The sequence below is a fragment of the Caulobacter sp. 05T431 genome (genome assembly GCF_056665975.1).
Genome location: NZ_JBFTKU010000002.1, coordinates 326524 through 349782, shown reverse-complemented (window position 1 = coordinate 349782; position 23259 = coordinate 326524). Strand labels below are relative to the sequence as shown.

The window sequence follows — 23259 nt, the reverse complement described above, 5'->3', positions numbered from 1 at the left end:
GCCGGCGCGACCGAGCCTCGGGCCATGATCCGAGCCTCAGCTTCCGTCCTGGCGATCCTGGCGATGGTCTGGAGCGTCCCCGCGGGTCCGGCGACCGCCGCCGATCCCCTTTCCACCATCACGGCGCGCGTGCTGTCGACCTCCCCCGTCACCGGCTTCTCGGGCGAAGTCGAGGAACTGGCCTATTCCGTGAGGCTGAAGCCCGTCGATCCGCCCGGAGCGGCGATCACGGCGATCGCGAAGGAGCCGTGCCCACGCAGCAGGGATCGCGATCAGCTCTATTCCATACTGATCAGCCAACGGCCGGCGGTCCTGGGCATGGGTGTCGGCGACGCCGCCGCGAGGCCGGCCACCGCGAACATCTTCTCCTGCAAGCTCGTTGCTTCGCCGGGCCCCGTCCAGGGCACGACGCCCTAGCCCCAGCAGCCCTAGCCCATCGACTCCGCCAGGGCCCGGGCCTCGTCCTCGAACGCGCTGACGGTGTCGACCCTGCGCCAGGCGATCTCGCCAGTGTCGCGGGTCAGCTGGCTTTCCAGTACCGCCACGTCGGCGTCGGAGGCGTCGTTGACGCGGGCGGCGACGCGGGCGCGCAGCACCTCGGGCGGGGCCTCCAGCCAGACGCCCTGGAAGGCTACGTCGACCTCTTTCGCCAGGGCCTCGGCGCGGGCGCGCTGCTCGGGCTTGAGGAACACCGCGTCGACCACCACCGAGCGGCCGGCGGCCAGGGTCAGGCGGGCGTCACGGAACAGCTCGTCATAGACCTTGTCGCTCATCTCGGCCGTGTAGGCCTCTTTCGGCAGGCGCTGCAGCGAGGGCACGCCGCACAGGCGCTTGCGGATCTCGTCGGTGCGCAGGACCACCGCGCCCGGCGCCGCGCCCAGGCCCGGCGCGCAGACGCGGGCGAAGGTCGACTTGCCCGAGCCCGAGAAGCCGCCGGTGGCCACTAGGCTGACCGGCTTGGGCGCCAGGTGCTCCAGGGCCGTGGCCAGGTAGGCGCGTGCGGCCTCGTCGTCGTTGCTGTAGGCCCAGACGTGGGTGCGCACGGCGGCGCGGACGCTCAGCATCAGCGGCAGGGTCGCGAGGCCGGTCCACAGCCCCTCGCCAAAGGTGCGGGCGGCCTCGTCCAGATAGGCGTTCAGCACCCGGCCCGCGGCGTCGCGGCGACGGCGGAAGTCCAGGTCCATCAGCAGGAAGGCCAGGTCGTACTGGATGTCGATGTCCGACAGCGAGTCGTTGAACTCGATGCAGTCGAACAGGATCGGCTTGTTGTCCTCGACCAGGATGTTGCCCAGGTGCAAGTCGCCGTGGCAATGGCGAGCGAAGCCCTGGCCGGCCCGCGCGTTCAGCAGCGGACCCAGGCGCTCCAGGGCCAGGTCGGTCTCGGCGATCAGCCGCTCCACCGCCTGGGCGCCCAGGCGCGGGGCCAGGCCGCGCAGCAGGTTGGCGTTCGAGGCGATGGTGTAGCCCAGGGCCCCCACCCCGCCGCCCTGCGGACGCAGCGGCGCGCCGGCGTGGAACTGGGCGATGGTCCGGCCCAGCGACTCCTCCAGGGCGTCGTCGATGGCCCAGGGCTGCTGGGCCAGAACGCCCTGCTCGTCGAAGCGGCGCATCTCCAGCAGGTACTCGACGACCTCGCCGGGCCCGTCCATCTCGACCCCGCCGCCGTCGGTCCGCGTCAGGCGGCGCACGGCGCGGTAGATGTCGGGCGCGGCGGCGCGGTTGAAGGAAAGCTCGCGCTCCAGCGACCAGCGGCGCAGCTCCAGGGTGGAGTAGTCCAGAAAGCCGAAATTGACCGGGCGCTTGACCTTCCAGGCCGCCTCCCCGACCAGGAACACCCGGGCGCACGAGGTCTCGATCACCCGATCGGCCCGCTCGCCCATCCAGGCGGCCACTTCCTGCTCGCGAACCGTCTCCGCGTCCTTGATCACGCCCAAGCCTCTGTCAAAACACCGGGATCACCGCCCCTGATCCGGGCGAAGGCGTCCCCATAGCGGAAAGTTCGCGCGTCGTCGCGCCCGGCGCGCTTGCTTACGCTTAAGTTGCATGCATATGGTCCGTGAACCATAGATCGAGTCACAATCCCAATGCTCGCAGGCGCTGTCCTCACCCGCTCGGAACGCAAGAAGTCCGAGATCCTCACCGCCGCGCGCGGCGTCTTCCTGCGGGAGGGCTATACGGCCGCCGGCATGGAGGCCGTCGCCCGGATGGCCGGCGTGTCCACCGCCACCCTGTACGCGCACTTCCCCAGCAAGGCCAAGCTGTTCGAGGTCGTGGTCCACGAGGCCGTGGCGCGCATGGCCGAGCCGGTGCGCGCCAGCGTCGAGGTCCGGGGCGACGCCCGCGCCCGCCTGACGGGCCTGGCCCTGGCCTATGCCGGCGTCATGTCGCGCCCCGCCACCCGGGCGATGTTCCGGATGGTGGCCGGCGAGCGGCCACGCTTCGGGGCCGTGACCGACCCCGTCCTGCACAACGCCCACCAGGACCTGAGGCGCGCGGCGATCCAGGTCATCGAGGACCTGGTCGAGACCGGTGAGCTGACGATCGACCAACCGGCCTGGGCGGGCGGCCAGCTGCTGGGCATGCTGGACGACGCCACCCTGGTCCTGGGCCTGACCGCCGGCGACGAAGCCCAGCCGACGCGCCCGCTGGCGGACATCTGCGCGGACGCGGTGGAGACCTTCCTGGCGCGGTACGGGACCAAAACCCCTCTCCCAAAGGGAGAGGGAGGGGCCCGCGCTGAAAGCGTGGGAGGGTGAGGGGTTAAGGCGTCAACCGGCGAGCCGGCAGGGCGTTCGCGTGAAATCGGCAAGGGTGTAACCCCTCACCCTCCCACCGCTTCGCGGCGGGTCCCTCCCTCTCCCAATGGGAGAGGGTGTCTTCTCAGGGGAACAGCCGCTTCGTCTCCCACCCCTCGCCGGCGCGGTCGTAGACCAGCCGCTCGTGCAGGCGGAACGGGCGGTCGCGCCAGAACTCGATGACTTGGGGGACGACGCGATAGCCCGACCAGTGCGGCGGGCGCGGCACCTTGCCCAGGCCGAACTTCAGGGCCATCTCGGCCACTCGGCGCTCCAGGGCCAGGCGATCGGGCAGCGGGCGTGACTGGTCGCTGGCCCAGGCGCCCAGCTGGCTGTGGCGGGCGCGGCTGGCGAAATAGACGTCGGCCTCGGCTTCGGTCACCGGCTCGACCACGCCGCGCACCCGCACCTGGCGGCGTAGCGACTTCCAGTGGAACAGCAGGGCCGCTTTGGGCTGGCCGGCCAGCTCCATGCCCTTGGCGCTCTGGGTGTTGGTGTAGAAGACGAAGCCGCGCGCATCGACGCTCTTGAGCAGCACCATGCGCGAGTCCGGCAGGCCCTCGGCGTCGACCGTCGACAGGGCCACGGCGTTGGGGTCGTTCGGCTCGCCCTTGCCGGCCTCGGCCAGCCACGCCTCGAACAGGTGGATCGGGTCGCCCTCCGGCAGCAGCGGCGGGGGCGTCGCCTCGGTCACCTGGCGGACATAGTCGTCCTCGGACGGCGAGGCGGGGATCAGGGGCGCGTCGGTCATGGTCTGGATATAGAGCGGCGGGTCACGCTTGACGAGGATGGCCGGTCGCGCGCATCTGCCGCGCGACATGAAGGACACCCTATGAAACTCGGCACGCGGGCGCGACTGGCCTGGATCCCCCTGGCGCTGTGGTGCGCGGCCGGCCTGTGGATCGGCTATGTCGAGGCGATCAAGTGGAAGGGCGACGACGTCCAGGACTGGATCATCCTGGCGGCCGGCGGCCTGTTCCTGTTCGCGGGCGGGGCCTGGAACTTCTGGCGGCTGCGCGCCAAGGCGGCCGAGCGGGCCCGGGTCGAAGGCCCCGACCTCGACGTGCCGGTCACCTGGCACAAGCGCAGCGGCTCGTGGGCGGTGATCGCCTTCGTGGCGGGGGTGTTCGGGATCTTCGGCCTGGTCTGGCTGCTAAGCGGTCAGATTCGCTAGTTTTTTGTTTGGCGCGTTTTCTTCACGCGAACCGGTATCCACTTCGCTCGAAAACGCTAGAAGTTAACTTAACGCCCCGTTGACCAAAGGGCGGCAGGGTCGGCGGCATGACCGCCGGCTCGTCCCCCGTCCTCAGCCTCCAGGCCGCCCGCGCCATCCTCGGCGTCGCGCCGGGCGCCGACGAGCGCGAGCTGCGGGCCGCCTATCGCGAAGCCGCCAAGCGCGCCCACCCCGACCGTCCCGGCGGCGACGCGGCCCTGTTCCGCGACGTGCTGGCCGCCTACCGCCTGCTACAGGACGCTCCGACGCGCCAAATCCATTTCCCGCCCGCCGTGGCCGAACCGGCCCGGGTCGAACAGGCCGTCCTGCGCATCGACGCCGCCCTGGCCTTCGCCGGCGGGACCCTCGACCTGGCGCTGGACGCCCGCAAGCTGCGCCTGACCCTGCCCGCCGGCCTGCGCGAGGACGACAAGGTGCGGGTCGAGAACGTGACCTTCCGCGTGACGCTCGAGCACGACCCCGACGCCCTGGTGCGCGGCGGCGACCTGTGGCTGACCGCGCGGCTGGACGCCCGCGCCCTGGCCGAGGGCGGCCGCATCGAGGTGACCACGGCCCTGGGTCCGCGCCTCGTCTGGATCTCGACCAAGGCCGCCGCGCGCGGCCTGGTGCGCCTGCCGGGCCAGGGGCTGCCCGCCCGCGGTCCACATCGGGCCGGCGACCTCTTCCTGCGCCTGGAGGCCCTGGGCGACGGGGCCGAGAGCGCGGCCCGCTCGCAGCTGAAGCGCTTCGCGGCAGCGTGGGCGGCTTAGCCCTTCCAAACGCCCGTTCGGCGATCCTATGATCCCCCGACGCCGCCGAAGAGCGGCCGGGAGGACGGACCATGACCGACGAAGCCCTGCGCGCCCGCCGCGAAAAGATCGTGCGCGAGCACATGGCCGACGAGATCGACCACGCCTGGGACAAGGTGCTGGCCACCTTCCCCCATCCCCACTACGAGATCATCGCCACCGGCGCGGTCCACGACGGCCGCCCCGACGTCGAGCGCTACTACACCACCTCGCGCCAGACCTTCCCCGACCAGCGCAACACCCTGCTGTCGCTGCGCCATGTTGATGACGGGATCGTTGTGGAGTTCATTCTTGAAGGCACCCAGTCGGGCCCGCTGGGCCCGCTGCCCGCAACCGGCCGCCCGTTCCAGTGCCAGATGACCGCCTTCTTCCTGTTCGACGGCGAGACCCTGGTCTGCGAGCGGATCTATTCCGACACCCTGACCATCGTGCGTCAGCTGCTGGGCGGCATGACCGCGATGGAGGCGCTCAGCGCCCTGGTCGCGGCGGCGGGCGCCAAGGCCGCCTAGCGCCCTACTCTTCCTCGTCCTCGGTCTTGAAGCTGTACGGCTCGGCCGGCGGCAGGCAGTCGACCAGTATCTGGGCGGTCAGGCCCGGCTCGGCGACGACGGAAGGCTGCTCGCCGAACACGGCCTCCCACAGTTCCGCCAGTTCCTGGTACACGGTATCGGGCACGCTACGCTCTCCTCACGAGAGACAAATGCCTTTGCGGTCAATGCGTTGCTGGTTAACGGCGCGCGCGGTTCAGCGCGCGCCGTCCGCCCCCTGCCCGCGCCAGGCCGCGTCCAAACCCGGGTTCGGTTGCGCCCCAGCACAAGCCAGACCACCAGCGTAGGCGCGGCCGAAGGCGGCTGGAAATCGAGCGAAACCCTCGGAATCCGCCTTGTCGCGGCCCAGACGGGTCTAGGGCGCCACCGCCATTTCGAACGGCGTCGCCGGTAATCCAGTGACTCCGTAGAGGTTGAGGATCGGGCTGTCGGCCCAGGCGAAGCGGACCTTGACCGGCGCGAAGCCGGCCGGGACCGCCAGCTGCACCTGGTCGCCGGCCAGGGCGGCCTCGGCGAAACGGCAGGCGCCGGCCGCGTCGCACAGCTCGAACCCGACGGGCCGGACGTCGGCCTGCACCACCGCCGGCTGGTCCAGCCGCACGACCACCGCGCCGCCGGACAGATTCGCCGACAGCGGGGCCGGGCCGGCGGCGACCAGGGCCGTCTCGCCATAGGCCAGCTTGCGGGCCTGCAGGGCCAGGCGGTGACCGACCTGCTGCTTGTTGGCCGGGTGGATGTCGTAGATGTCGCCGATGTCGACGGCCGAGGCGAGGCCCACCTTGGGATCGGCGGCGGCCACGCGGCGTTCGGCGTCGCGCACGCCCGCCCAGCCGGACTCGGCCGGCGCCGTCTGGCGCGGCCCGAAGTCGGCCAGCTGCACCACGAGGAACGGCAGGTTCGCTCCCTCAAACGACCGGCGCCAGTCGGCGACCAGGGCCGTCAAGAGACGCTGATAGTTCTGCGGCTCGGCGACATTGGCCTCGCCCTGGTACCAGGCGAAGCCCTTGACGCCGTAGGGGATCAGCGGCGCGATCATGCCGTTGCGCAGGGTCGACAGCCCGCTGGTGCCCACCCATGGCGCGGTGGGCGGCAGCCCCGATTGCGCGATCGCGGCCGAGACCTTGTAGCGCCAGCTCGCGCCCAGCGGGGCGAACGAACCGTCGTCGAACGTCAGTCCCTTCTGGACCGCCGGCCCCCAGGCCCCGCCGCCGCCGCTGGTGTCGATGGCCCGCACGGCGATCACGTTCGGTCCGGCCTTCAGCACGCCGGGCGCGATCTTGTAGTTCCGAGGCTTGTCCCAGCCCTGGGACGAGCCGATCTCGCGGCCGTTGACGAAGGTGGTGTCCAGGTCGTCGATCGGGCCCAGCGCCAGGGTCGCGCCCTGCCTGGCCTGCTTGGCGGTCAGGGTGATCGTCGCCCGCAGCCAGATCACACCATCGAAGGTCTCAAGTCCCGGATTGGTCTCCCAGAACTGTTCGGCCGGCATGGTCTTCCAGTCGCGGTCGTCGAAGTCGGGGCGGCTCCAGGTCGCGGCCTGGGGCTCGGCCTTGGCGGCCCAGCGGCCCAGCATGGCGCTCCAGTTGGCCATGCCCAGGTCCGGCGACCTGGCATAGTCGGCCAGCACGGCCAGGCCCTCGTCATAGCTGCCCAGGGCGTGCAGGCCCTCGCGGCTGATCCAGTCCTGGATCACCGAGCCGCCCCAGGTGGCGTCGATCAAACCGATCGGAACCCCGGTGGTCTTCTTGATCTCGCGGCCCATGAAGAAGCAGGCGGCGCTGAAGTTGTTGGCCGACTCCGGGGTCGCCGCGCGCCAGGCGGCCTCCTTGGGCAGGGCCGTCGTCGGCTCGGGCAGGCTGGTGCGGCCGGTCTGCAGCAGGCGGATGTTCGGATCGGCCGAGTTGGCCGCCTCGGCCTCGCCGCCCAGCGACCGGCGCAGCGGATATTCCATGTTCGACTGCCCCGAGCACAGCCAGACGTCTCCGACCAGCAGATCCGAGATCGTCTGGCGCTCGCCGCTCGTCTTGGCCGTCAGGGTCAGGGCCGCGCCCGGCTCGCGGGCCGGGAAGGTCGTCGACCAGCGGCCCTGAGCGTCCGCCGTCGCGGTCGTCTTGGCCTCGCCCAGCGACAGCTCGACCGCCTCGCCCGGCCGGGCCGCGCCCCACACCCGGATCGGCTGGCCGCGCTGCAGCACGGCGCGGTCGGTGAAGACCGGGGCCAGCAGCGGAGCGGCCTGGGCAAGGGCCGGGCTCAGCGCGGTCAGAGCCGTTGCGGCCATGAGGCCAAGGAACTTCGAGCGCATGAGCCTACTCCCAAAATCCGCTCATCCCGGCGAACGCCGGGACCCAGATGGAATGGCTTTGAGGCTGACGCCAAAGGCGCTGAGCCCTTCCAATCATCCACACCGCCATAGGATCTGGGTCCCGGCGTTCGCCGGGATGAGCGGGATAAAAATCAGTCCTGAGTCTTCGCCGGGCAGACCGCGCCCGCCGGTTCGGTGGTCAGCTTGACGGTCTGCAGCGACACCGTGAGCGCCCCCGGGGTCGACAGGGCGAACGGCGTGGTGACCTTGGTGACGTCGGTCCCGGCCGCCTGGAAGCACTTGAGCGGCACCTTCAGGCTCTTCCACTCGCCCGTCGGCGCGGCGTTCAGCACCGGCGTCACGTCCAGCTTGCCCCAGCCGTTGGCCAGGGTGACCGGGCCGGTCGGCTTGGCGTCCAGGCGGTACTCGACCAGCAGGTTCATCTCGGCGTTGGTCTGGAACGACAGGTCGAAGGCCTGGTCGGCGGCCAGGGCCACCGTGGCCGGCTTGTCGCCCGAGAAGATCAGCTGGCGACCTGCCTCCTGCACGTTGCCGGCGTCGACGGGGCGGACCTGCACGGCCGTGGTGGGCGTCGCCTTGAACTCGAACGGCGCGGGCGTCTTGCCGGCCACGAAGTAGTCGCTGACGTTCTCGGTGGCGACCGTGAAGCCCGGCTTCTCCGACAGGGTCCCGACCCGGACCTTGGAGGCGTAGGTCAGGCCGTAGCCATAGGCGAACTGCGGGTCATAGCCCTTGTCGCCGCGGTTCAGGGTGAACTGGCCGGCGGTCTTGGGCCAGCTGAACGCCAGCTTGCCGTGGAAGTCGGTGCGCGGCTTGCCGGCCTTGTCGCCGATCAACACGTCGGCGATCCCGCCGCCTTCCGAGCCCGGCAGCCAGGCGGCCACGAACGCGTCCGAGGCGTTGATCTCGGGGTTCACCCACAGCGGGCGGCCCGACAGGAACACGGCCACCACCGGCACGCCGGCGGCCTTCAGCTTCTTGAGCAGGGCCAGGTCGGTCTTCTTGCCCGGCTGGAATTCCAGCGTCTTGATATCGCCCACGCCCTCGGCGTAGGGCGTCTCGCCGAACACCACGATGGCGACGTCAGGCTTCTTGTCGAACGAACCGTCGACGCTGAGCGTGGCGCTGCCGCCCGAGGCCTCGACCGTCTCCTTCAGGCCCGAATAGATCGACTGGGCGTTGGGGAAGTCGGCCTTGGTGTTGCCGGTGCCCTGCCACGACAGGGTCCAGCCGCCGGCCTGCTGGCCGATGTCGTCGGCGCCCGAACCGGCGACCAGGATGTTGGCCGAGCCCTTCACCGGCAGGACGCCGTTGTTTTTCAGCAGCACGAGGGACTCGCGCACCGCCTGGCGGGCGATGGCCTTGTGCTCGGGCGAGGCCATGACGGACTCTCGGCCCTCCAGCGGACGCGCCTGCTGGAACAGGCCCATCTTGGCCTTCACGCGCAGGATGCGGCGCACGGCGTCGTCGATGCGGGCCATCGGGATCTCGCCCGACTTCGCCTGGGCCAGGGTGTTGGCGTAGAGCTCCTTCCAGCTGTCGGGCGCCATGTACATGTCCAGGCCCGCATTGGCGGCCTGCGGACAGTTGCGGGGCGTACAGCCGGTCACCTGGCCGTGGCCGTTCCAGTCGCCGACGATGAAGCCGTCGAAGCCCATCTTGCCCTTCAGCACGTCGGTCAGCAGGCTCTTGTTGCCGTGCATCTTCTCGCCGTTCCAGCTGGAGAACGACGCCATGACGGTCAGGGTCCCGGCGTTGATGGCCGGCACATAGCCCTGGGCGTGGAGGCGGATCAGGTCGGCTTCCGAGACCTGGGTGTCGCCCTGGTCCTTGCCGTTGTGGGTGCCGCCGTCGCCCAGGAAGTGCTTGGCGCTGGCCGCCACGTGGCCCTGCTGGATCACCCCGCCCTGGCTGACGGCGCCCTGCAGGCCCAGGATCATCTGGCCGGCGTAGCTGCGGACGATCTCGGGGTCTTCCGAATAGCCCTCGTAGGCCCGGCCCCAGCGGTCGTCGCGCGGCACGGTCAGGGTCGGACCGAACGCCCAGTCGAAGCCGCTGGCGGCGGTTTCCTGCGCCGTGGCCGCGCCGATCTTGCGGATCAGCTCGGGGTCCCTGGTGGCGCCCAGCGCGCTGTTGTGCGGGAAGAGGGTGGCGCCGACGGCGTTGCCGTGGCCGTGCACCGAATCGATGCCGAACATCAGCGGGATGTGCGTGCCGCCCTGGCGCTGGTCGGCGCCGGCGCGGAAGGCCTTCACCGTCTCGACCCACGGGCCGATCGGCGAGCGGTCGGGCGCGCCCAGCGGCGGCGAGCTGCCGCCCGCCAGGATCGAGCCCAGCGGATAGGTCTTCAGGTCCTCCGGCTTGATCGAGGCCGTGTCCGCCTGGATCATCTGGCCGACCTTCTCCTCGAGGGTCAGCTTGGCCAGCAGGGCGTCGACGAACGCTTCGGTCTGGGGGTCCACCAGGCCCTGGCTCTTGGCGGCGGGCCACAGGGCGGGATGGGCGGTGCTCTTGGTCTCAGCGGCGGACGCCTCGCCGGTCAAGAATGGGCCCGTCAGGAGGGTGGTCGCCAGCAACGCGGCGCAGAAGGCCTTGGTGTTCATAACTCCCCACATTTTATCGTTCGTTTCCGACAACGTTGTCAGTCGCACACCGACGCCGCCGGAGCAATCTGCACGCCTTGACTGGTACCGGTATCTAAAAGCTCGACGGCGATCCATACACGGTCTAATTTGTGTGACAAATAGAAACGCCCATCAAGCGACAGCGGGGAAACGACCAGATGCGGACTCATGCAGCGGGCCTGATGGCCGGTGCGGCCATGGCGATCGTCGCCGCCTCTCCCGCCTTCGCCGCCGAACAGCGGCTGACCTCGCCCGACGGCGCCCTGCAGGTCACGATCTCCGACAGCGACGGCCAGGCGCGCTACGCCGTGGCCTACAAGGGCCAAGCCCTGCTCTCCCCCTCCCCGCTAGGCCTGGTGCTCAGCGCCGGCGGCTCGCTGAGCCACGGGCTGAAGATCGCCGGCGCGACGCCCTCGAGCGGCGACGCGACCTACGACCTGGTGGCCGGCAAGACCCGGACGGTCCGCGACCACTTCAACCAGCTCGACGTCGACTTCCAGGAGCCCGAGGGCGGCAAGCGTCGGTTGCGGGTGGTCGTGCGGGCCTATGACGACGGGGTCGCCTTCCGCTACGTGCTGCCGCAGCAGGCCGGCCTGGACGCGGTCAACATCCGCAACGAGGAGACCCGCTTCGACTTCCCGGCCGACTACCGCTGCTGGGGTCTGAACCTGGGCAAGTTCGGCACCAGCCACGAGGGCGAGTTCGATCCGGTCCAGGCCTCGAAGCTGCGCGAGCACAATCTCTACGACGCACCCCTGGTCTGCGAGGGCGGGAACGCCGCCTTCGCCATCGCCGAGGCCGACCTGAAGGACTATGCCGGCCTCTACCTGACCGGCCGCGGCGACGGCGGGCTGGGCGTGCAGGCCAAGCTGTCGCCGCGCCTGGACGACCCGACCGTGGCCGTCCGCACCCGGATCGGCGCCGACGTGGTCTCGCCCTGGCGGATCGTGATGGTGGCCCCCAAGGCCGGCCAGCTGATCGAGAACACGTTGGTCACGACGCTGAGCGCGCCCTCGAAGGTGGCCGACACCTCGTGGATCAAGCCGGGCAAGGCCGCCTGGGACTGGTGGAACGGCCCCTCGATCAGCGGCGTCGCCAAGCCCGGCATGAACGCCGAGACCATCAAGCGCTACATCGACTTCGCGGCCGCCAACGGCCTGGACTACATGCTGATCGACGAGGGCTGGCACGCGGGCGCCGGCGGCGGCGGCGCGGTCCGGCCGGGCGTCGACGTCACCCGCCCGATCCCCGAACTCGACCTGCCCGGCCTGATCGCCTACGCCAAGGACCGCAAGGTCGGTCTGTGGCTGTGGCTGAACTGGAAGGCTCTGGACGCCCAGATGGACGAGGCCATCCCGCTGTACGAGCAGTGGGGGATCAAGGGGATCAAGGTCGACTTCATGGACCGCGACGACCAGGCCATGGTCGACTACTACCACCGCCTGCTGACCAAGGCCGGCCAGCACCACCTGATGGTCGACCTGCACGGCGCCGAGCATCCGACCGGCCTGATCCGCACCTATCCGCACTACCTGACCCAGGAAGGCGTCATGGGCGCGGAGTACAACAAGTGGAGCCGGCGGGTGACCGCCACCCACAACGTCACCCTGCCCTACACCCGCATGCTGCTGGGGCCGATGGACTACACGCCCGGCGGCTTCCGCAACGTGGCCCCGGCGACGTTCGCCCCGCGCAACGACCTGCCTTTCGTCCAGACCACGCGCGGCCAGGCCCTGGCCATGTACGTGGTCTATGACAGCCCGTTCGGCATCGTCGCCGATAGTCCCGACACCTACAAGGACAGCCCCGCGGGCCTGGACTTCGTCGCCGCCGCCCCCACCACCTGGGACGAGACGCGGTTCGTGACGGGCGAGATCGGCCAGTCGGTCGTGCTGGCCCGCCGCAAGGGCGCGGACTGGTGGATCGGGGCCATGACCAACGAGGCCGGACGGACCGTGAAGGTCCCGCTGGGCTTCCTGGGCGCGGGCGCCTTCACCGCCGACATCCGCCAGGACGGCGCGGCGCCGGCCGATCTCGTGGCCTCCACGCGGACGGTGAAGGCCGGCGACGTCCTCACCCTGAAGCTGGCGCCCAGCGGCGGCTCGGCCGTCCGCCTGACGCCGGCCCGCTAGTGCCCGGCCTGAAGCGCATCCTGGCCCTGGCGGCCGCGGCGGGCGTCCTGGCCTTCGCCGGGACCGCCCCCGCCGCCCCGCCCCAGGTCCAGCCCTACAGCTGGAACACCGTCGAGGTGCTGGGCGGCGGCTTCGTCAGCGGCGTGGTCTATCACCCGACGCAGAAGGGGCTGGTCTATGCCCGCACCGACATCGGCGGGGCTTATCGCCTGGACCGGACGACGAACCGCTGGGTCGCCCTGAACGACGCCCTGCCCCGCGCCGACGGCCAGCTGGCCGGGGCCCTGAGCCTGGCGGTCGATCCGCACGATCCGGACCGGCTCTACATGGCGGCCGGCGAATACACCCGTCCCGGAGCGCGCGGCGGCGCGGTGCTGCGCTCCACCGATCGCGGGACAACCTGGACCAAGACCGAGCTGCCCGTCGGGATCGGCGGCAACGAGGACGGCCGCAACACCGGCGAGCGGCTGATGGTCGATCCGGCCCAGGGCGCGGTGCTGTTCCTGGGGACCAAGGAGGGCCTCTACCGCAGCGCCGACCACGGGGCGACCTGGTCGCGGGTCGAGGCCTTCCCCCGCCTGCACGTCACCCTGGTGGCCTTCGATCCGGTGATGAAGACCAGGACCGGCGAGACGGCGATCCTCTATGCCGGCGTGGCGGGAGAGCGGGGCGGCGGCCTGCTGGTCAGCACCGATGGCGGCGCGACGTGGGGTCTGGTCACCGGCCAGCCGAAAGGCCTGGTCCCGCATCACCTGGCCATAGACGCCAAGGGCGTCGTCTACATCGCCTATGGCAACGGCCTGGGTCCCAACGACGTCACCGACGGCGCGGTCTGGAAACTGGACCCCGACACCGGCGCCTGGACCGACATCACCCCGGTCAAACCCGGCGGGACGGACGTCTTCGGCTATGGCGGCCTCAGCCTCGATCCGGCCCATCCGGGGACGATGGTGGTCTCCACCCTCGACCGCTGGGCGGCGGGCGACGACGTCTTCCGCAGTACCGACGGCGGCAAGAGCTGGAAGGCCCTGCGCGACAAGTCCGAGCACGACGTGGGCGGCGCGCCCTGGATCCACAGCCTGGAGAGCAAGCCCGGCCGCCGGATGGGCCACTGGATCGGCGACATCGACATCGACCCGACCAATCCTGACGAGGCGATCTATGTCACCGGCTACGGCCTGTGGCGGACGAAGGACCTGACCGAAGCCGACCGCTCGGGCGCCACCCACTGGCGGTTCGACGACGAGGGCCTGGAGGAGACCGTGGCCCTGGAGCTTGTCGCGCCTCCGGGCGAGCCGCTGATCAGCACGATCGGCGACATCGGCGGCTTCCGCCACGACGACCTCGATCACGCGGCGGCCAGCCGCTATTTCGACCCGCACGGCGGCACCAATCGCGGCCTCGACTACGCCGAACTACAGCCCACCATCCTTGTTCGAACAAGCGACCCGACGCCCACCGCCGGCTTCCGATCGACCGACGGCGGCAAGACGTGGACGCCGTTCGCCGCCTCCCCGCCCCGCGACGCCCACATCCACACCGGCCGCATCGCCCTGTCGGCCGACGGCGCGCGGATGGTCTGGGCCATGCGCAACGCCGCCCCCTACGTCTCCAGCGACGACGGCAGGACCTGGCGTCCGGTGCAGGGCGTGACGAGAGGCGACCGCCCCGACTTCACCCCGGCCTCGGACCGCGTGAACCCGCTGCGCTTCTACGTCTATGACGCCGCCCAGGGCGCGGTGCTGGCCAGCGCCGACGGCGGCGAGACCTTCAGGGTCACCGCGCGCGGCCTGGCCGGCGGCGGGCCGCTGAGGGCCGTCCCCGGTATCGAGGGCGAGCTGTGGCTGCCCACGTCCCAGGGCCTGATGCGCTCGACGAACGGCGGCGAAAGCTTCAAGGCCGTGGCGGGCGTCGACGACGCCGGTCTGGTCGGCTTCGGCAAGGCCGCCCCGGGCCAGACCCATCCGACGGTGTTCGTCTGGGGCAAGGTCGGCGGGGTCGAGGGCGTGTTCCGCTCGGACGACGTCGGCAGGACCTGGGTCAAGCTGCACGACAGCCGTTGGGGCTTCGCCGAACTGCGCGCCCTGAGCGGCGATCCGAACCGCTACGGCCGCGTCTATCTGGGCGTCCACGGCCGGGGCATCCTCTACGGCGATCCGTCGCCCACCAAGAACTAGGGACAGGCATGAGCCTCAATCGCCGCGACCTGCTGAACCTCGGCGCCGGCCTGGCCGCCGCCTCGGCCCAATCCACGCTCGGGGGGCCCGCCTTCGCCGCGTCGAAAGGCGGCTTCCAGCCCAGCTGGGAGTCCCTGGCCGGCGGCTACAAGACCCCCGACTGGTTCCGTGACGCCAAGCTGGGCATCTGGTCCCACTGGGGCCCCCAATGCGTGCCCGAATTCGGCGACTGGTACGGCCGCCAGATGTACCAGCAGGGCAACCCGTTCTACGAGCACCACGTCAAGACCTACGGCCACCCGACGAAGTTCGGCTTCATGGAGTTCATCCCGCGCTGGAAGGCCGACCGGTGGGACCCCGAAGGCCTGATGCGCAAGTACAAGGCCGCCGGCGCCAAGTACTTCATGTCGATGGCCAACCACCACGACAACCTGGACATGTTCGACAGCCGCCACCACGCCTGGAACACCCTGCGCGTGGGTCCTGGGCGCGACATCGTCGGGACGTGGGAGAAGGTGGCCCGCAAGCATGGGATGCGCTTCGGCGTCTCCAACCACTCGGCCCACGCCTGGCACTGGTGGCAGACCGCCTACGGCTACGACGCCGAGGGCCCGCTGAAAGGCCGTCGCTACGACGCCTTCCAGCTGACCAAGGCCGACGGCAAGGGCAAGTGGTGGCAAGGCCTGGACCCGCAAGAGCTCTACACCGGCCGCAACATGGTCATCCCCGACGGGATCGACAGCATCAAGGCCGCCAACGCCTGGCACGACGCCCACGACGGCGAGTGGGTGGAGACCCCGCCGCCGAACAACCCGGCGTTCACGGCGAACTGGCTCGCGCGCCAGAACGACCTGGTCGACCGCTACCGGCCCGACCTGGTCTATTTCGACAATTACGGCCTGCCGCTGGGCCAGGCGGGCCTGTCGGCCACCGCCCACTACTACAACCAGGCCCGCGCCTGGCGCGGCGCGTCCGACGTGGTGGTGACCGGCAAGAAGCTCAGCCCCCTGCAACGCCGGGGCATCGTCGAGGACGTCGAGCGCGGCTTCTCCGACCGCCTGCGGCCCGAACCCTGGCAGACCGACACCTGCATCGGCAGCTGGCACTACGACCGGCCGCTGTACGAGCGCGACGGCTACAAGAGCGCCCGGGACGTGATCCAGCGGCTGATCGACGTGGTCAGCAAGAACGGCTGCCTGCTGCTGTCCATCCCCCAGCGCGGCGACGGCTCGATCGACGACAAGGAGGAGAAGGTGCTGGACGGCATGGCCGGCTGGATCGCCGTCAACGGCGAAGCGATCTACGGCTCGCGGCCGTGGCGCGTGTTCGGCGAGGGTCCGACCAGGCTGGTCGAAGGCATGCAGAACGAGGAGGCCGCCAAGCCGTTCGAGGCGGCCGACATCCGGTTCACCACCAAGGGCGGGGATTTGTTCGCCCTGCCGATGGCGTGGCCGTCGGGCGAGCTGGTGGTCGAGAGTCTTGCGACGAGCGGCCCGACCAGCGCGGGCGAGGTGCGGCGGGTGGAGCTGCTGGGCTCGCCCGAGCCCTTGGCGTTCAAGCGGGATGCGAAGGGGCTGCGGGTGACCCTGCCCGGAACGCGGCCGGCGTTTACGCCGGTGGTGAAGATCTCGGGGCCTGGGTTGGTCTAGGCGCCCAGGCGCGCGCACTTGCCCCCACCTGGCGACTACGTCGCCTGTCCGCCCCCATAGGGGGCGGAGGTTTCCGAGCGAGCGCCGGCCACAACGTCCTCCGCCCCCTACGGGGGCGGACAGACCGCGAAGCGGTCAGGTGGGGGCAAGTGGGTGAGCCACCGACGCATTGACGGCCTCTACGGCAGCCTCCCAGACTACTGGAAAAGGGAGCCGTCCATGACCAACCTCGCCGGCCGCACCGTCCTGATCACCGGCGCCTCCTCGGGCATCGGCGCCGCCCTGGCCCGCGCCGCCGCCCAGGCCGGGGCCAGGGTGGCCGCCGCCGCCCGCCGCGCCGACAAGCTCCAGGCCCTGGTCGCGGAGATCACGACCGCTGGCGGAACGGCCCAGGCCTTCGCCATGGACGTCGAGGACGAAGCCTCGGTCATCGCCGGATACGACGCCGTCGAGGCCGCGTTCGGCCCGCCGGACTCGGTGATCGCCAACGCCGGGATCAACATGGAAGGCCCGGCGCTCGACATCGCCATCGAGGACTTCGACAAGGTGATGGCGGTCAACACCCGCGGCGTCTTCCTGACCGCCCGCGAAGGCGCGCGGCGGATGATCAAGGCCGGCAGCCCGGCCAGCGAGCGCGGCCGCATCGTGCTGGTGGCCTCGATCGGCGCCCACAAGGTGCTGCCCGGCCTGACCGCCTATGTCGCCTCCAAGGCCGCCACCGCCCACATGGGCAAGAGCCTGGCCCGCGAATGGGCCCGCAAGGGGATCAACGTCAACGTCCTGTGCCCCGGCTACATCCGAACCGAGATCAACGACGACTGGTTCGACAGCGAAGGCGGTGCCAAGCTGGTGGCGGGCTTCCCGAGGAAGCGGCTGATGGAGACCCGCGACCTGGAGGCGATGGCGCTGTACCTGAGCTCCGACGAGGCCCGGGCGGTGACGGGGTCGGTGTTCACGGTGGACGACGGGCAGTCGTTATAAACACCGCTCATCCCGGCGAATGCCGGGACCCAGATGGAATGGCCTTGAGGCTGATGCCAAGAACTCAGAGTTCATCCAGTCATCCACACCGCTTTGGGATCTGGGTCCCGGCATTCGCCGGGATGAGCGGCGTTCAGCTCCGCGCCGGCCCGAACCGCGCCACCAGGTCGTACGCCTCGCCGGGGAACAGCTGGCGCACCCAGGTCACCGGCTCGCCGGCCCGCCAGGTACGGCGCTCGACCGCCAGCAGGGCCGCGCCGGCGTCCAGGGCCAGCAGGTCGGCGTCCGCCGGCTCGGCGCCGACGGCGCTGATGCGGTTCTCGGCCTCGGTCCACGGCACGTGGTGCAGCAGCCAGGCCCCGGGCGCCTCCTCGGCGAAGTCCTGGTCGGCCGCCTCGGGCACGGCGACCAGGCTGATCAGCCGGTCCTCCAGGGCGAAGGGACGGTCGCCGGCCACGTGCAGGCCGCGCAGGACCAGCAACTCGCCGCCCGCCGCCAGGGCCACCTCCTCGACGTCGCCCGCCCGGGGCTTGCGCCGCTTCCGCTCCAGCAGGTCGAAGCGATAGGTCTCGCCCCGCGCCACGATCTCGGCCTGGATGTCGGGGATGTCCAGCACGGTGGAATGCACGCGCGGCCGGGCCACGAACGAGCCGGCGCGGCGGCGGCGGACGATCAGCCCCTCCTTGGCCAGGGCCGACATCGCCTTGTTGACCGTCATCCGCGAACAGCCGAACTGGCTCATCAGCTCGATCTCGGAGGGGATCTTGCGGCCCGGCGCCCAGGCGCCCGAGCGGATCAGATCCTCGATCTCGCCCCGGATGCGCCGATACAGCGTCCCCCCTTCCACGCCCGGATCACTCAAGCCAGCACGCTCCTCAACGCCGTCGCGTAGCGCGCCAGGATCGCCTCGCGCGCGTGGTGGCGGCCGCCGCTGACGACCTGCCAGCCGCCGCGCCAGACGCCGTCGATGGTCCCGTGTCGCCCGGCGAACACCCAGCTGTCCAGCAGGGCGTCGCCGTCGCGGCCGACCATGGCCGGATGGGCGCGGTCCAGGGTCACGAAGTCGGCCGGCCGCCCGCGCCGCAGGCCGCCGACCACGCCCAGGGCCTGGGCCCCGCCGCTCACCGCCGCGCGGAACAGCTCGCCGCCGGTCGAGCTCCCCGGCGCCTTGGCCAGCACGTTGCGAGCGCGACGTGTAAGGCGCTGGGCGTATTCCAGGGTGCGCAGCTCCTCGGCCGCGTCGATCAGCACGTTGCTGTCCGAGCCGATCCCGAACGCCCCGCCGGCCGCCAGGTAGTCGTGGGCCGGGAAGACGCCGTCGCCAAGATTGGCCTCGGTGATCGGGCACAGGCCGGCCACCGCGCCGCTCTTGGCCAGGCGCTCGGTCTCCATGGCGTTCAGGTGGGTGGCGTGGACCAGGCACCAGCGCTTGTCGACGGGCGCGTTGTTCATCAGCCAGCGCACCGGCCGCGCGCCGGTGGCCGCGAGGCAGTCGTCCACCTCCTGGGTCTGTTCGGCGATGTGGATGTGGATCGGGTTGGCGCCCGCCAGGGGCAGGATCGCCGTCAACTCCTGGCCGGTCACCGCCCGCAGGCTGTGCGGGGCGATCCCGACCACCGCGTCGGGCAGGCCGGCCACGGCCGCGCGGCTGGCCTCGATCAGCCGGCCGTAGCCGTCGACGTCGTGGATGAACCGCCGCTGGCCCTGGCCCGGCGCCACGCCGCCGAAGCCGGCATGGGCGTAGAACACCGGCAGCAGGGTCAGGCCGATGCCCGTCTCGTCGGCCGCCGCCGCGATCCGCGCCGCCATCTCGGCGGGGTCGGCGTAGGCGCCGCCGTCCTTGTCGTGGTGCAGGTAGTGGAACTCGCCCACCCGGGTCGAGCCGGTCTCCAGCATCTCCAGATAGGCCAGGGCGGCGATCGCCTGGACCTCGTCGGGACCCAGCCGGTCGACGAAGCGGTACATCAGCTCGCGCCAGGTCCAGAAGCTGTCACCGGTCGGGCCTCGGGTTTCGGTGAGACCAGCCATGGCGCGCTGGAAAGCGTGGCTGTGCAGGTTGGGCAGGCCGGGCAGGCACGGGCCGTGGGCGGTCTCGCCGGACTGGCGGGCCACGTCGGTGTCGACCCGGCTGATCATGCCCTCGGCGATCGTGAACCGCACGTCCCTGGCCCAGCCGTCGGCCAGCAGGGCCTGCTCGAACCATAGGGTCTGGGGACCAGCGGGCGGCGCCGCCTGGGGCGGGCGCTCGGGCGTCGGCTCAGGCGCAGGCTCAGGCTCAGGCGCCGCCGCCACCTCTTTAGGTGGCGTATAGATGGGAGCGTCGTCGTCCTGGTCGGCTTCCGGCGGAAACGCGTCGTCGGTCACTGGACAATCCTCGTGTCGAGCGAATATGTCTATACATATTGAAGCCGACGGCAAGAGACCGGACCGGCGTTCGGGAGATCCCAGGCCATGCGCTGCGATCGGGTGTGGAGCAAGGCCCGCCTGGCCACTTTCGCCGCTGATCGCCCCGGAATCGGCGCGGTCGAGGACGGCGTCGTGGCCGCCTCGCGGGGCCGCATCGTCTACGCCGGCCCCGCCGCCGACGCGCCCGCCTTCGAGGCCGCCGAGACCATCGACTGCGAAGGTCGCTGGATCACGCCCGGCCTGATCGACCCCCACACCCATCTGGTGTTCGGCGGCGACCGCGCCCACGAATTCGAGCTGCGGCTGGCCGGCGCGTCGTACGAGGAGATCGCCCGGGCGGGTGGCGGCATCGTCTCGACCATGAAGGCCACCCGCGTCGCCTCGCGCGCCGAGCTGGTGGCCGCCGCCCTGCACCGCCTGGACGCCCTGATCGCCGAGGGCCTGACCACCATCGAGATCAAGTCCGGCTACGGCCTGTCGCTGGACGATGAGCTCAAAAGCCTGCGCGCCGCCCGCGCCCTGGCCGACGTCCGAAACGTCTCGGTGACCACCACCTTCCTGGGCGCCCACGCCCTGCCGCCGGAATATGCCGGCGATCCCGACGGCTATGTCGACCTGGTCTGCCGCGAGATGATCCCCGCCGTCGCCGCCGAGGGCCTGGCCGACGCGGTGGACGCCTTCTGCGAGGGCATCGGCTTCACGCCCGCCCAGACCCGCCGGGTGTTCGAGGCGGCCCACGCCCACGGCCTGCCGGTCAAGCTGCACGCCGAGCAGCTGTCGAACCTGAACGGCGCGGCCCTGGCCGCCGAATTCGGGGCGCTGTCGGCCGATCACCTTGAGCATCTGGACGAGGCCGGAATCGCCGCCATGGCCAAGGCCGGGACGGTCGCCACCCTGCTTCCCGGGGCCTTCTACTTCGTGCGCGAGACCAAATTGCCGCCGATCCAGGCCCTGCGCGACGCCGGCGTGCCGATGGCCCTGGCCACCGACTGCAACCCCGGCACCTCGCCCCTGACCAGCCTGCTGCTGACGATGAACATGGCCGCCACCCTGTTCCGCATGACCGTCGACGAATGCCTGGCCGGCGTCACGCGCGAGGCCGCGCGGGCGATCGGCCGCCTGGCCAGCGTCGGCACGCTGGAACCCGGCAAGGCCTGCGACCTGGCCGTCTGGGACATCGAGCGTCCCGCCGAACTTGTGTACCGCATGGGGCTGAACCCGCTCCACGCGCGCGTCTGGAAGGGTGAAATCGCGTGACCGAAGTCGTTCTCAATCCCGGTGAAGTCAGCCTGGCCGACTGGAAGGCCGTCTATCGCGGCGCGCCGGCGCGGCTGCACGAAAGCGCCGCCCCGGTGATCGCCGAGAGCGCGGCGGCGGTCGAGCGCATCCTGGCCAAGGGCGCGCCCGTCTACGGGATCAACACCGGCTTCGGGAAGCTGGCCAGCGTGCGGATCGGCGACGCCGACCTGGAGACGCTCCAGCGCAACATCGTGCTGTCCCACGCCGCCGGCACGGGCGCGCCGTCGCCGGTCCCGGTGATCCGGCTGATGATGGCCCTGAAGCTGGCCAGCCTGGCCCAGGGCGCCTCGGGCGTGAAGCCGGCGACGACCGACCTGCTGGAGGCCATGCTGGTCAACGGCCTGACGCCGGTCGTCCCCTGCCAGGGCTCGGTCGGGGCCTCGGGGGATCTCGCCCCGCTGTCGCACATGGCCGCGACCATGATCGGGGTCGGCGAGATCTTCGTCGACGGCCAACGCCTGCCCGCCGTCCAGGCGCTGATGGAAGCGGGTCTGAAGCCCCTGACCCTGGGCCCGAAGGAAGGCCTGGCCCTGCTGAACGGCACCCAGTTCTCGACCGCCAACGCCCTGGCCGCCCTGTTCGACGCCGAGCGGCTGTTCCAGTCGGCCCTGGTCACCGGCGCCCTGGCGACCGAGGCGGCCAAGGGGTCCGACACCCCGTTCGATCCGCGCATCCACGTCCTGCGCCGTCAGCCCGGCCAGATCGAGACCGCCGCCGCCTTGCGCGCCCTGATGGCGAACTCGGCGATCCGCGACTCCCACCGCGAGGGCGACGCCCGGGTGCAGGACCCCTACTGCCTGCGCTGCCAGCCCCAGGTGATGGGCGCGGCCCTGGACGTGCTGCGCCAGGCGGCCGTCACCCTGTCGACCGAGGCCAACGGCGTTTCCGACAATCCGCTGATCTTCCCCGAGACCGACGAGGCCCTGTCGGGCGGCAACTTCCACGCCGAGCCGGTGGCCTTCGCCGCCGACATGATCGCCCTGGCCGTCTGCGAGATCGGCTCGATCGCCGAGCGCCGGATCGCCATGCTGGTCGACCCCGCCTGCTCGGGCCTGCCGGCCTTCCTGACGCCGAAGCCGGGCCTGAACTCGGGCTTCATGATCCCACAGGTCACCGCCGCCGCCCTGGTGTCGGAGAACAAGCAGAAGGCCTATCCGGCCAGTGTCGACTCCATCCCGACCTCGGCCAACCAGGAGGACCACGTCTCGATGGCCGCCCACGGCGCGCGACGCCTGCTGGCCATGGTCGAGGCGGCCGAGGCGGTGATCGGCATCGAGCTGCTGGCGGCAGTGCAGGGTTGCGACTTCCACGCGCCCCTCACGTCCAGCCCGTCGCTGGAAGCCGCCCGCAAGGTCCTGCGCGACCAGGTTCCGCACCTGAGCGACGACCGCCACCTCCATCCGGACATGGAGGCCGCCAACGCCCTGGTGCGCTCGGGGGCCCTGGTCGCGGCGGCGTCGGGCGTCGCCCTGCCGGGGGTGGAGGCATGAGCCAGAAGGACTGGCTGCACGTCACCCGCGGCGACGCCCCGTTGGTGGTCAGCATCCCGCACGCCGGGACGATCATCCCGTCCGACATCGAGGCCCGCCTCGTCTCGCCCTGGCTGGCGCGCAAGGACGCCGACTGGTGGCTGGGCGAGCTCTACGGCTTCGCCGACGGGCTGGACGCCACGGTGGTGCGCACCGGCGTCTCGCGCACGGTGATCGACGTCAACCGCGACCCGTCGGGCGTGTCGCTATATCCCGGCCAGGCGAGCACCAGCCTCTGCCCGGTCGACACTTTCGACGGCGAACCCCTGTACCAGTCCGGCCAGGAGCCCGACGCGGCCGAGATCGCCCGGCGGCGCGTGACCTTCTTCGATCCCTATCACGACGCGCTGGAGGCCGAGCTGGACCGTCTGCTCGCGCGCCACGGCAAGGTGGTGCTGTACGACGCCCACTCGATCCGCTCGCGCGCGCCCCGGCTGTTCGACGGCGAGCTGCCGCAGTTCAACATCGGCACCAACAGCGGCGCGGCCTGCGATCCTGGCCTGACCGCTCGGGTGGAGGCCGCCTGCGACGCCACCGACCTGCCCCGCGTGACCAACGGCCGCTTCAAGGGCGGCTGGATCACCCGCCGTTACGGACAGCCGGACCAGGGCGTCCACGCCGTCCAGATGGAGCTGGCCTGCCGCGGCTACATCGACGAGCCGGCGGTCCTGACGCCCGACGCCTGGCCCACGCCCTACGCCCCTGCCCGCGCCGCCTCGCTGCGCGCCGCCCTCACCGACGTGCTGAAGGCCTGCTTCGCCTTCGCCCAAGCCTGAG

General features: G+C 71.1%; 19 protein-coding genes. 12 read left to right on the top strand and 7 right to left on the bottom strand.

The window, feature by feature from the left end; genetic code table 11:
* Positions 1-24: 24 nt before the first annotated feature.
* Positions 25-417 (top strand): hypothetical protein, encoded by a 393-nt coding sequence (locus tag AC1U89_RS03365; protein WP_479898271.1) that lies wholly within the window; start codon positions 25-27, stop codon positions 415-417.
* Positions 418-428: 11 nt separating this feature from the next.
* Here AC1U89_RS03365 and AC1U89_RS03360 read toward each other — a convergent pair whose 3' ends face one another.
* Positions 429-1928, bottom strand: a complete 1500-nt coding sequence (locus AC1U89_RS03360) for a bifunctional aminoglycoside phosphotransferase/ATP-binding protein (RefSeq protein ID WP_479898269.1) — start codon at positions 1926-1928, stop codon at positions 429-431.
* A 156-nt stretch (positions 1929-2084) separates the two neighbouring features.
* Here AC1U89_RS03360 and AC1U89_RS03355 point away from each other — a divergent pair, with 156 nt between their 5' ends.
* Positions 2085-2756 (top strand): TetR/AcrR family transcriptional regulator, encoded by a 672-nt coding sequence (locus AC1U89_RS03355; protein WP_479898268.1) that lies wholly within the window; start codon positions 2085-2087, stop codon positions 2754-2756.
* Positions 2757-2880: 124 nt separating this feature from the next.
* Here AC1U89_RS03355 and pdxH read toward each other — a convergent pair whose 3' ends face one another.
* Positions 2881-3546 carry a pyridoxamine 5'-phosphate oxidase gene (pdxH, locus tag AC1U89_RS03350; protein ID WP_479898358.1) on the bottom strand — a complete coding sequence of 222 codons (666 nt, stop codon included), beginning with the start codon at positions 3544-3546 and terminating at the stop codon, positions 2881-2883.
* 81 nt (positions 3547-3627) lie between these two features.
* On the opposite strand from pdxH, the gene AC1U89_RS03345 reads away from it, so the two are divergent.
* From AC1U89_RS03345 to AC1U89_RS03335, 3 genes are all read left to right on the top strand, one after another.
* Complete coding sequence (locus tag AC1U89_RS03345) at positions 3628-3969, top strand: hypothetical protein (RefSeq protein WP_479898267.1); 342 nt, start codon at positions 3628-3630, stop codon at positions 3967-3969.
* Positions 3970-4076: 107 nt separating this feature from the next.
* Entirely contained in the window at positions 4077-4778 is a 702-nt protein-coding gene (locus AC1U89_RS03340) for a DnaJ domain-containing protein (RefSeq protein WP_479898266.1), read from the top strand.
* A gap of 71 nt (positions 4779-4849) precedes the next feature.
* On the top strand, positions 4850-5326 hold the full coding sequence (locus AC1U89_RS03335; RefSeq protein ID WP_479898265.1) for an ester cyclase: 477 nt from the start codon (positions 4850-4852) through the stop codon (positions 5324-5326).
* Positions 5327-5330: 4 nt separating this feature from the next.
* On the opposite strand, the gene AC1U89_RS03330 is transcribed toward AC1U89_RS03335, so the two are convergent.
* The 3 genes from AC1U89_RS03330 to AC1U89_RS03320 all read right to left on the bottom strand — a co-directional run bounded on the left by AC1U89_RS03330 (position 5331) and on the right by AC1U89_RS03320 (position 10300).
* Positions 5331-5492 carry a hypothetical protein gene (locus AC1U89_RS03330; RefSeq protein ID WP_479898264.1) on the bottom strand — a complete coding sequence of 54 codons (162 nt, stop codon included), beginning with the start codon at positions 5490-5492 and terminating at the stop codon, positions 5331-5333.
* Positions 5493-5720: 228 nt separating this feature from the next.
* Complete coding sequence (locus AC1U89_RS03325) at positions 5721-7640, bottom strand: sialate O-acetylesterase (protein ID WP_479898263.1); 1920 nt, start codon at positions 7638-7640, stop codon at positions 5721-5723.
* Positions 7641-7816: 176 nt separating this feature from the next.
* Positions 7817-10300, bottom strand: coding sequence for a glycoside hydrolase family 3 protein (locus AC1U89_RS03320; RefSeq protein ID WP_479898262.1), 2484 nt, complete (start codon positions 10298-10300; stop codon positions 7817-7819).
* Positions 10301-10467: 167 nt separating this feature from the next.
* On the opposite strand from AC1U89_RS03320, the gene AC1U89_RS03315 reads away from it, so the two are divergent.
* From AC1U89_RS03315 to AC1U89_RS03300, 4 genes are all read left to right on the top strand, one after another.
* Positions 10468-12441 (top strand): glycoside hydrolase family 97 protein, encoded by a 1974-nt coding sequence (locus AC1U89_RS03315; protein WP_479898260.1) that lies wholly within the window; start codon positions 10468-10470, stop codon positions 12439-12441.
* Positions 12441-14618 carry a WD40/YVTN/BNR-like repeat-containing protein gene (locus AC1U89_RS03310; RefSeq protein ID WP_479898259.1) on the top strand — a complete coding sequence of 726 codons (2178 nt, stop codon included), beginning with the start codon at positions 12441-12443 and terminating at the stop codon, positions 14616-14618. The genes AC1U89_RS03315 and AC1U89_RS03310 overlap by 1 nt, the downstream gene beginning before the upstream one ends.
* A gap of 8 nt (positions 14619-14626) precedes the next feature.
* The gene (locus AC1U89_RS03305; protein WP_479898257.1) at positions 14627-16267 is read left to right on the top strand and encodes an alpha-L-fucosidase; all 1641 of its coding nucleotides are present in this window, start codon (positions 14627-14629) and stop codon (positions 16265-16267) included.
* A gap of 219 nt (positions 16268-16486) precedes the next feature.
* Positions 16487-17248, top strand: a complete 762-nt coding sequence (locus tag AC1U89_RS03300) for an SDR family NAD(P)-dependent oxidoreductase (protein WP_479898256.1) — start codon at positions 16487-16489, stop codon at positions 17246-17248.
* Between the two features lie 133 nt (positions 17249-17381).
* Here AC1U89_RS03300 and hutC read toward each other — a convergent pair whose 3' ends face one another.
* Positions 17382-18110 carry a histidine utilization repressor gene (hutC, locus tag AC1U89_RS03295; RefSeq protein WP_479898254.1) on the bottom strand — a complete coding sequence of 243 codons (729 nt, stop codon included), beginning with the start codon at positions 18108-18110 and terminating at the stop codon, positions 17382-17384.
* Positions 18107-19612 (bottom strand): formimidoylglutamate deiminase, encoded by a 1506-nt coding sequence (locus AC1U89_RS03290; protein WP_479898253.1) that lies wholly within the window; start codon positions 19610-19612, stop codon positions 18107-18109. Before AC1U89_RS03290 ends, hutC begins: the two co-directional genes overlap by 4 nt.
* Positions 19613-19699: 87 nt before the next feature.
* Between AC1U89_RS03290 and hutI the strand changes: the two genes are divergently transcribed.
* From hutI to hutG, 3 genes are read left to right on the top strand one after another with little or no spacing between them, the layout of a single operon-like run.
* Positions 19700-20911, top strand: coding sequence for an imidazolonepropionase (gene hutI / locus AC1U89_RS03285; protein ID WP_479898251.1), 1212 nt, complete (start codon positions 19700-19702; stop codon positions 20909-20911).
* Positions 20908-22443 carry a histidine ammonia-lyase gene (gene hutH, locus AC1U89_RS03280; RefSeq protein WP_479898249.1) on the top strand — a complete coding sequence of 512 codons (1536 nt, stop codon included), beginning with the start codon at positions 20908-20910 and terminating at the stop codon, positions 22441-22443. The genes hutI and hutH overlap by 4 nt, the downstream gene beginning before the upstream one ends.
* Positions 22440-23258, top strand: coding sequence for an N-formylglutamate deformylase (hutG, locus tag AC1U89_RS03275; RefSeq protein WP_479898247.1), 819 nt, complete (start codon positions 22440-22442; stop codon positions 23256-23258). Before hutH ends, hutG begins: the two co-directional genes overlap by 4 nt.
* The last annotated feature ends 1 nt before the right edge of the window (position 23259 follow it).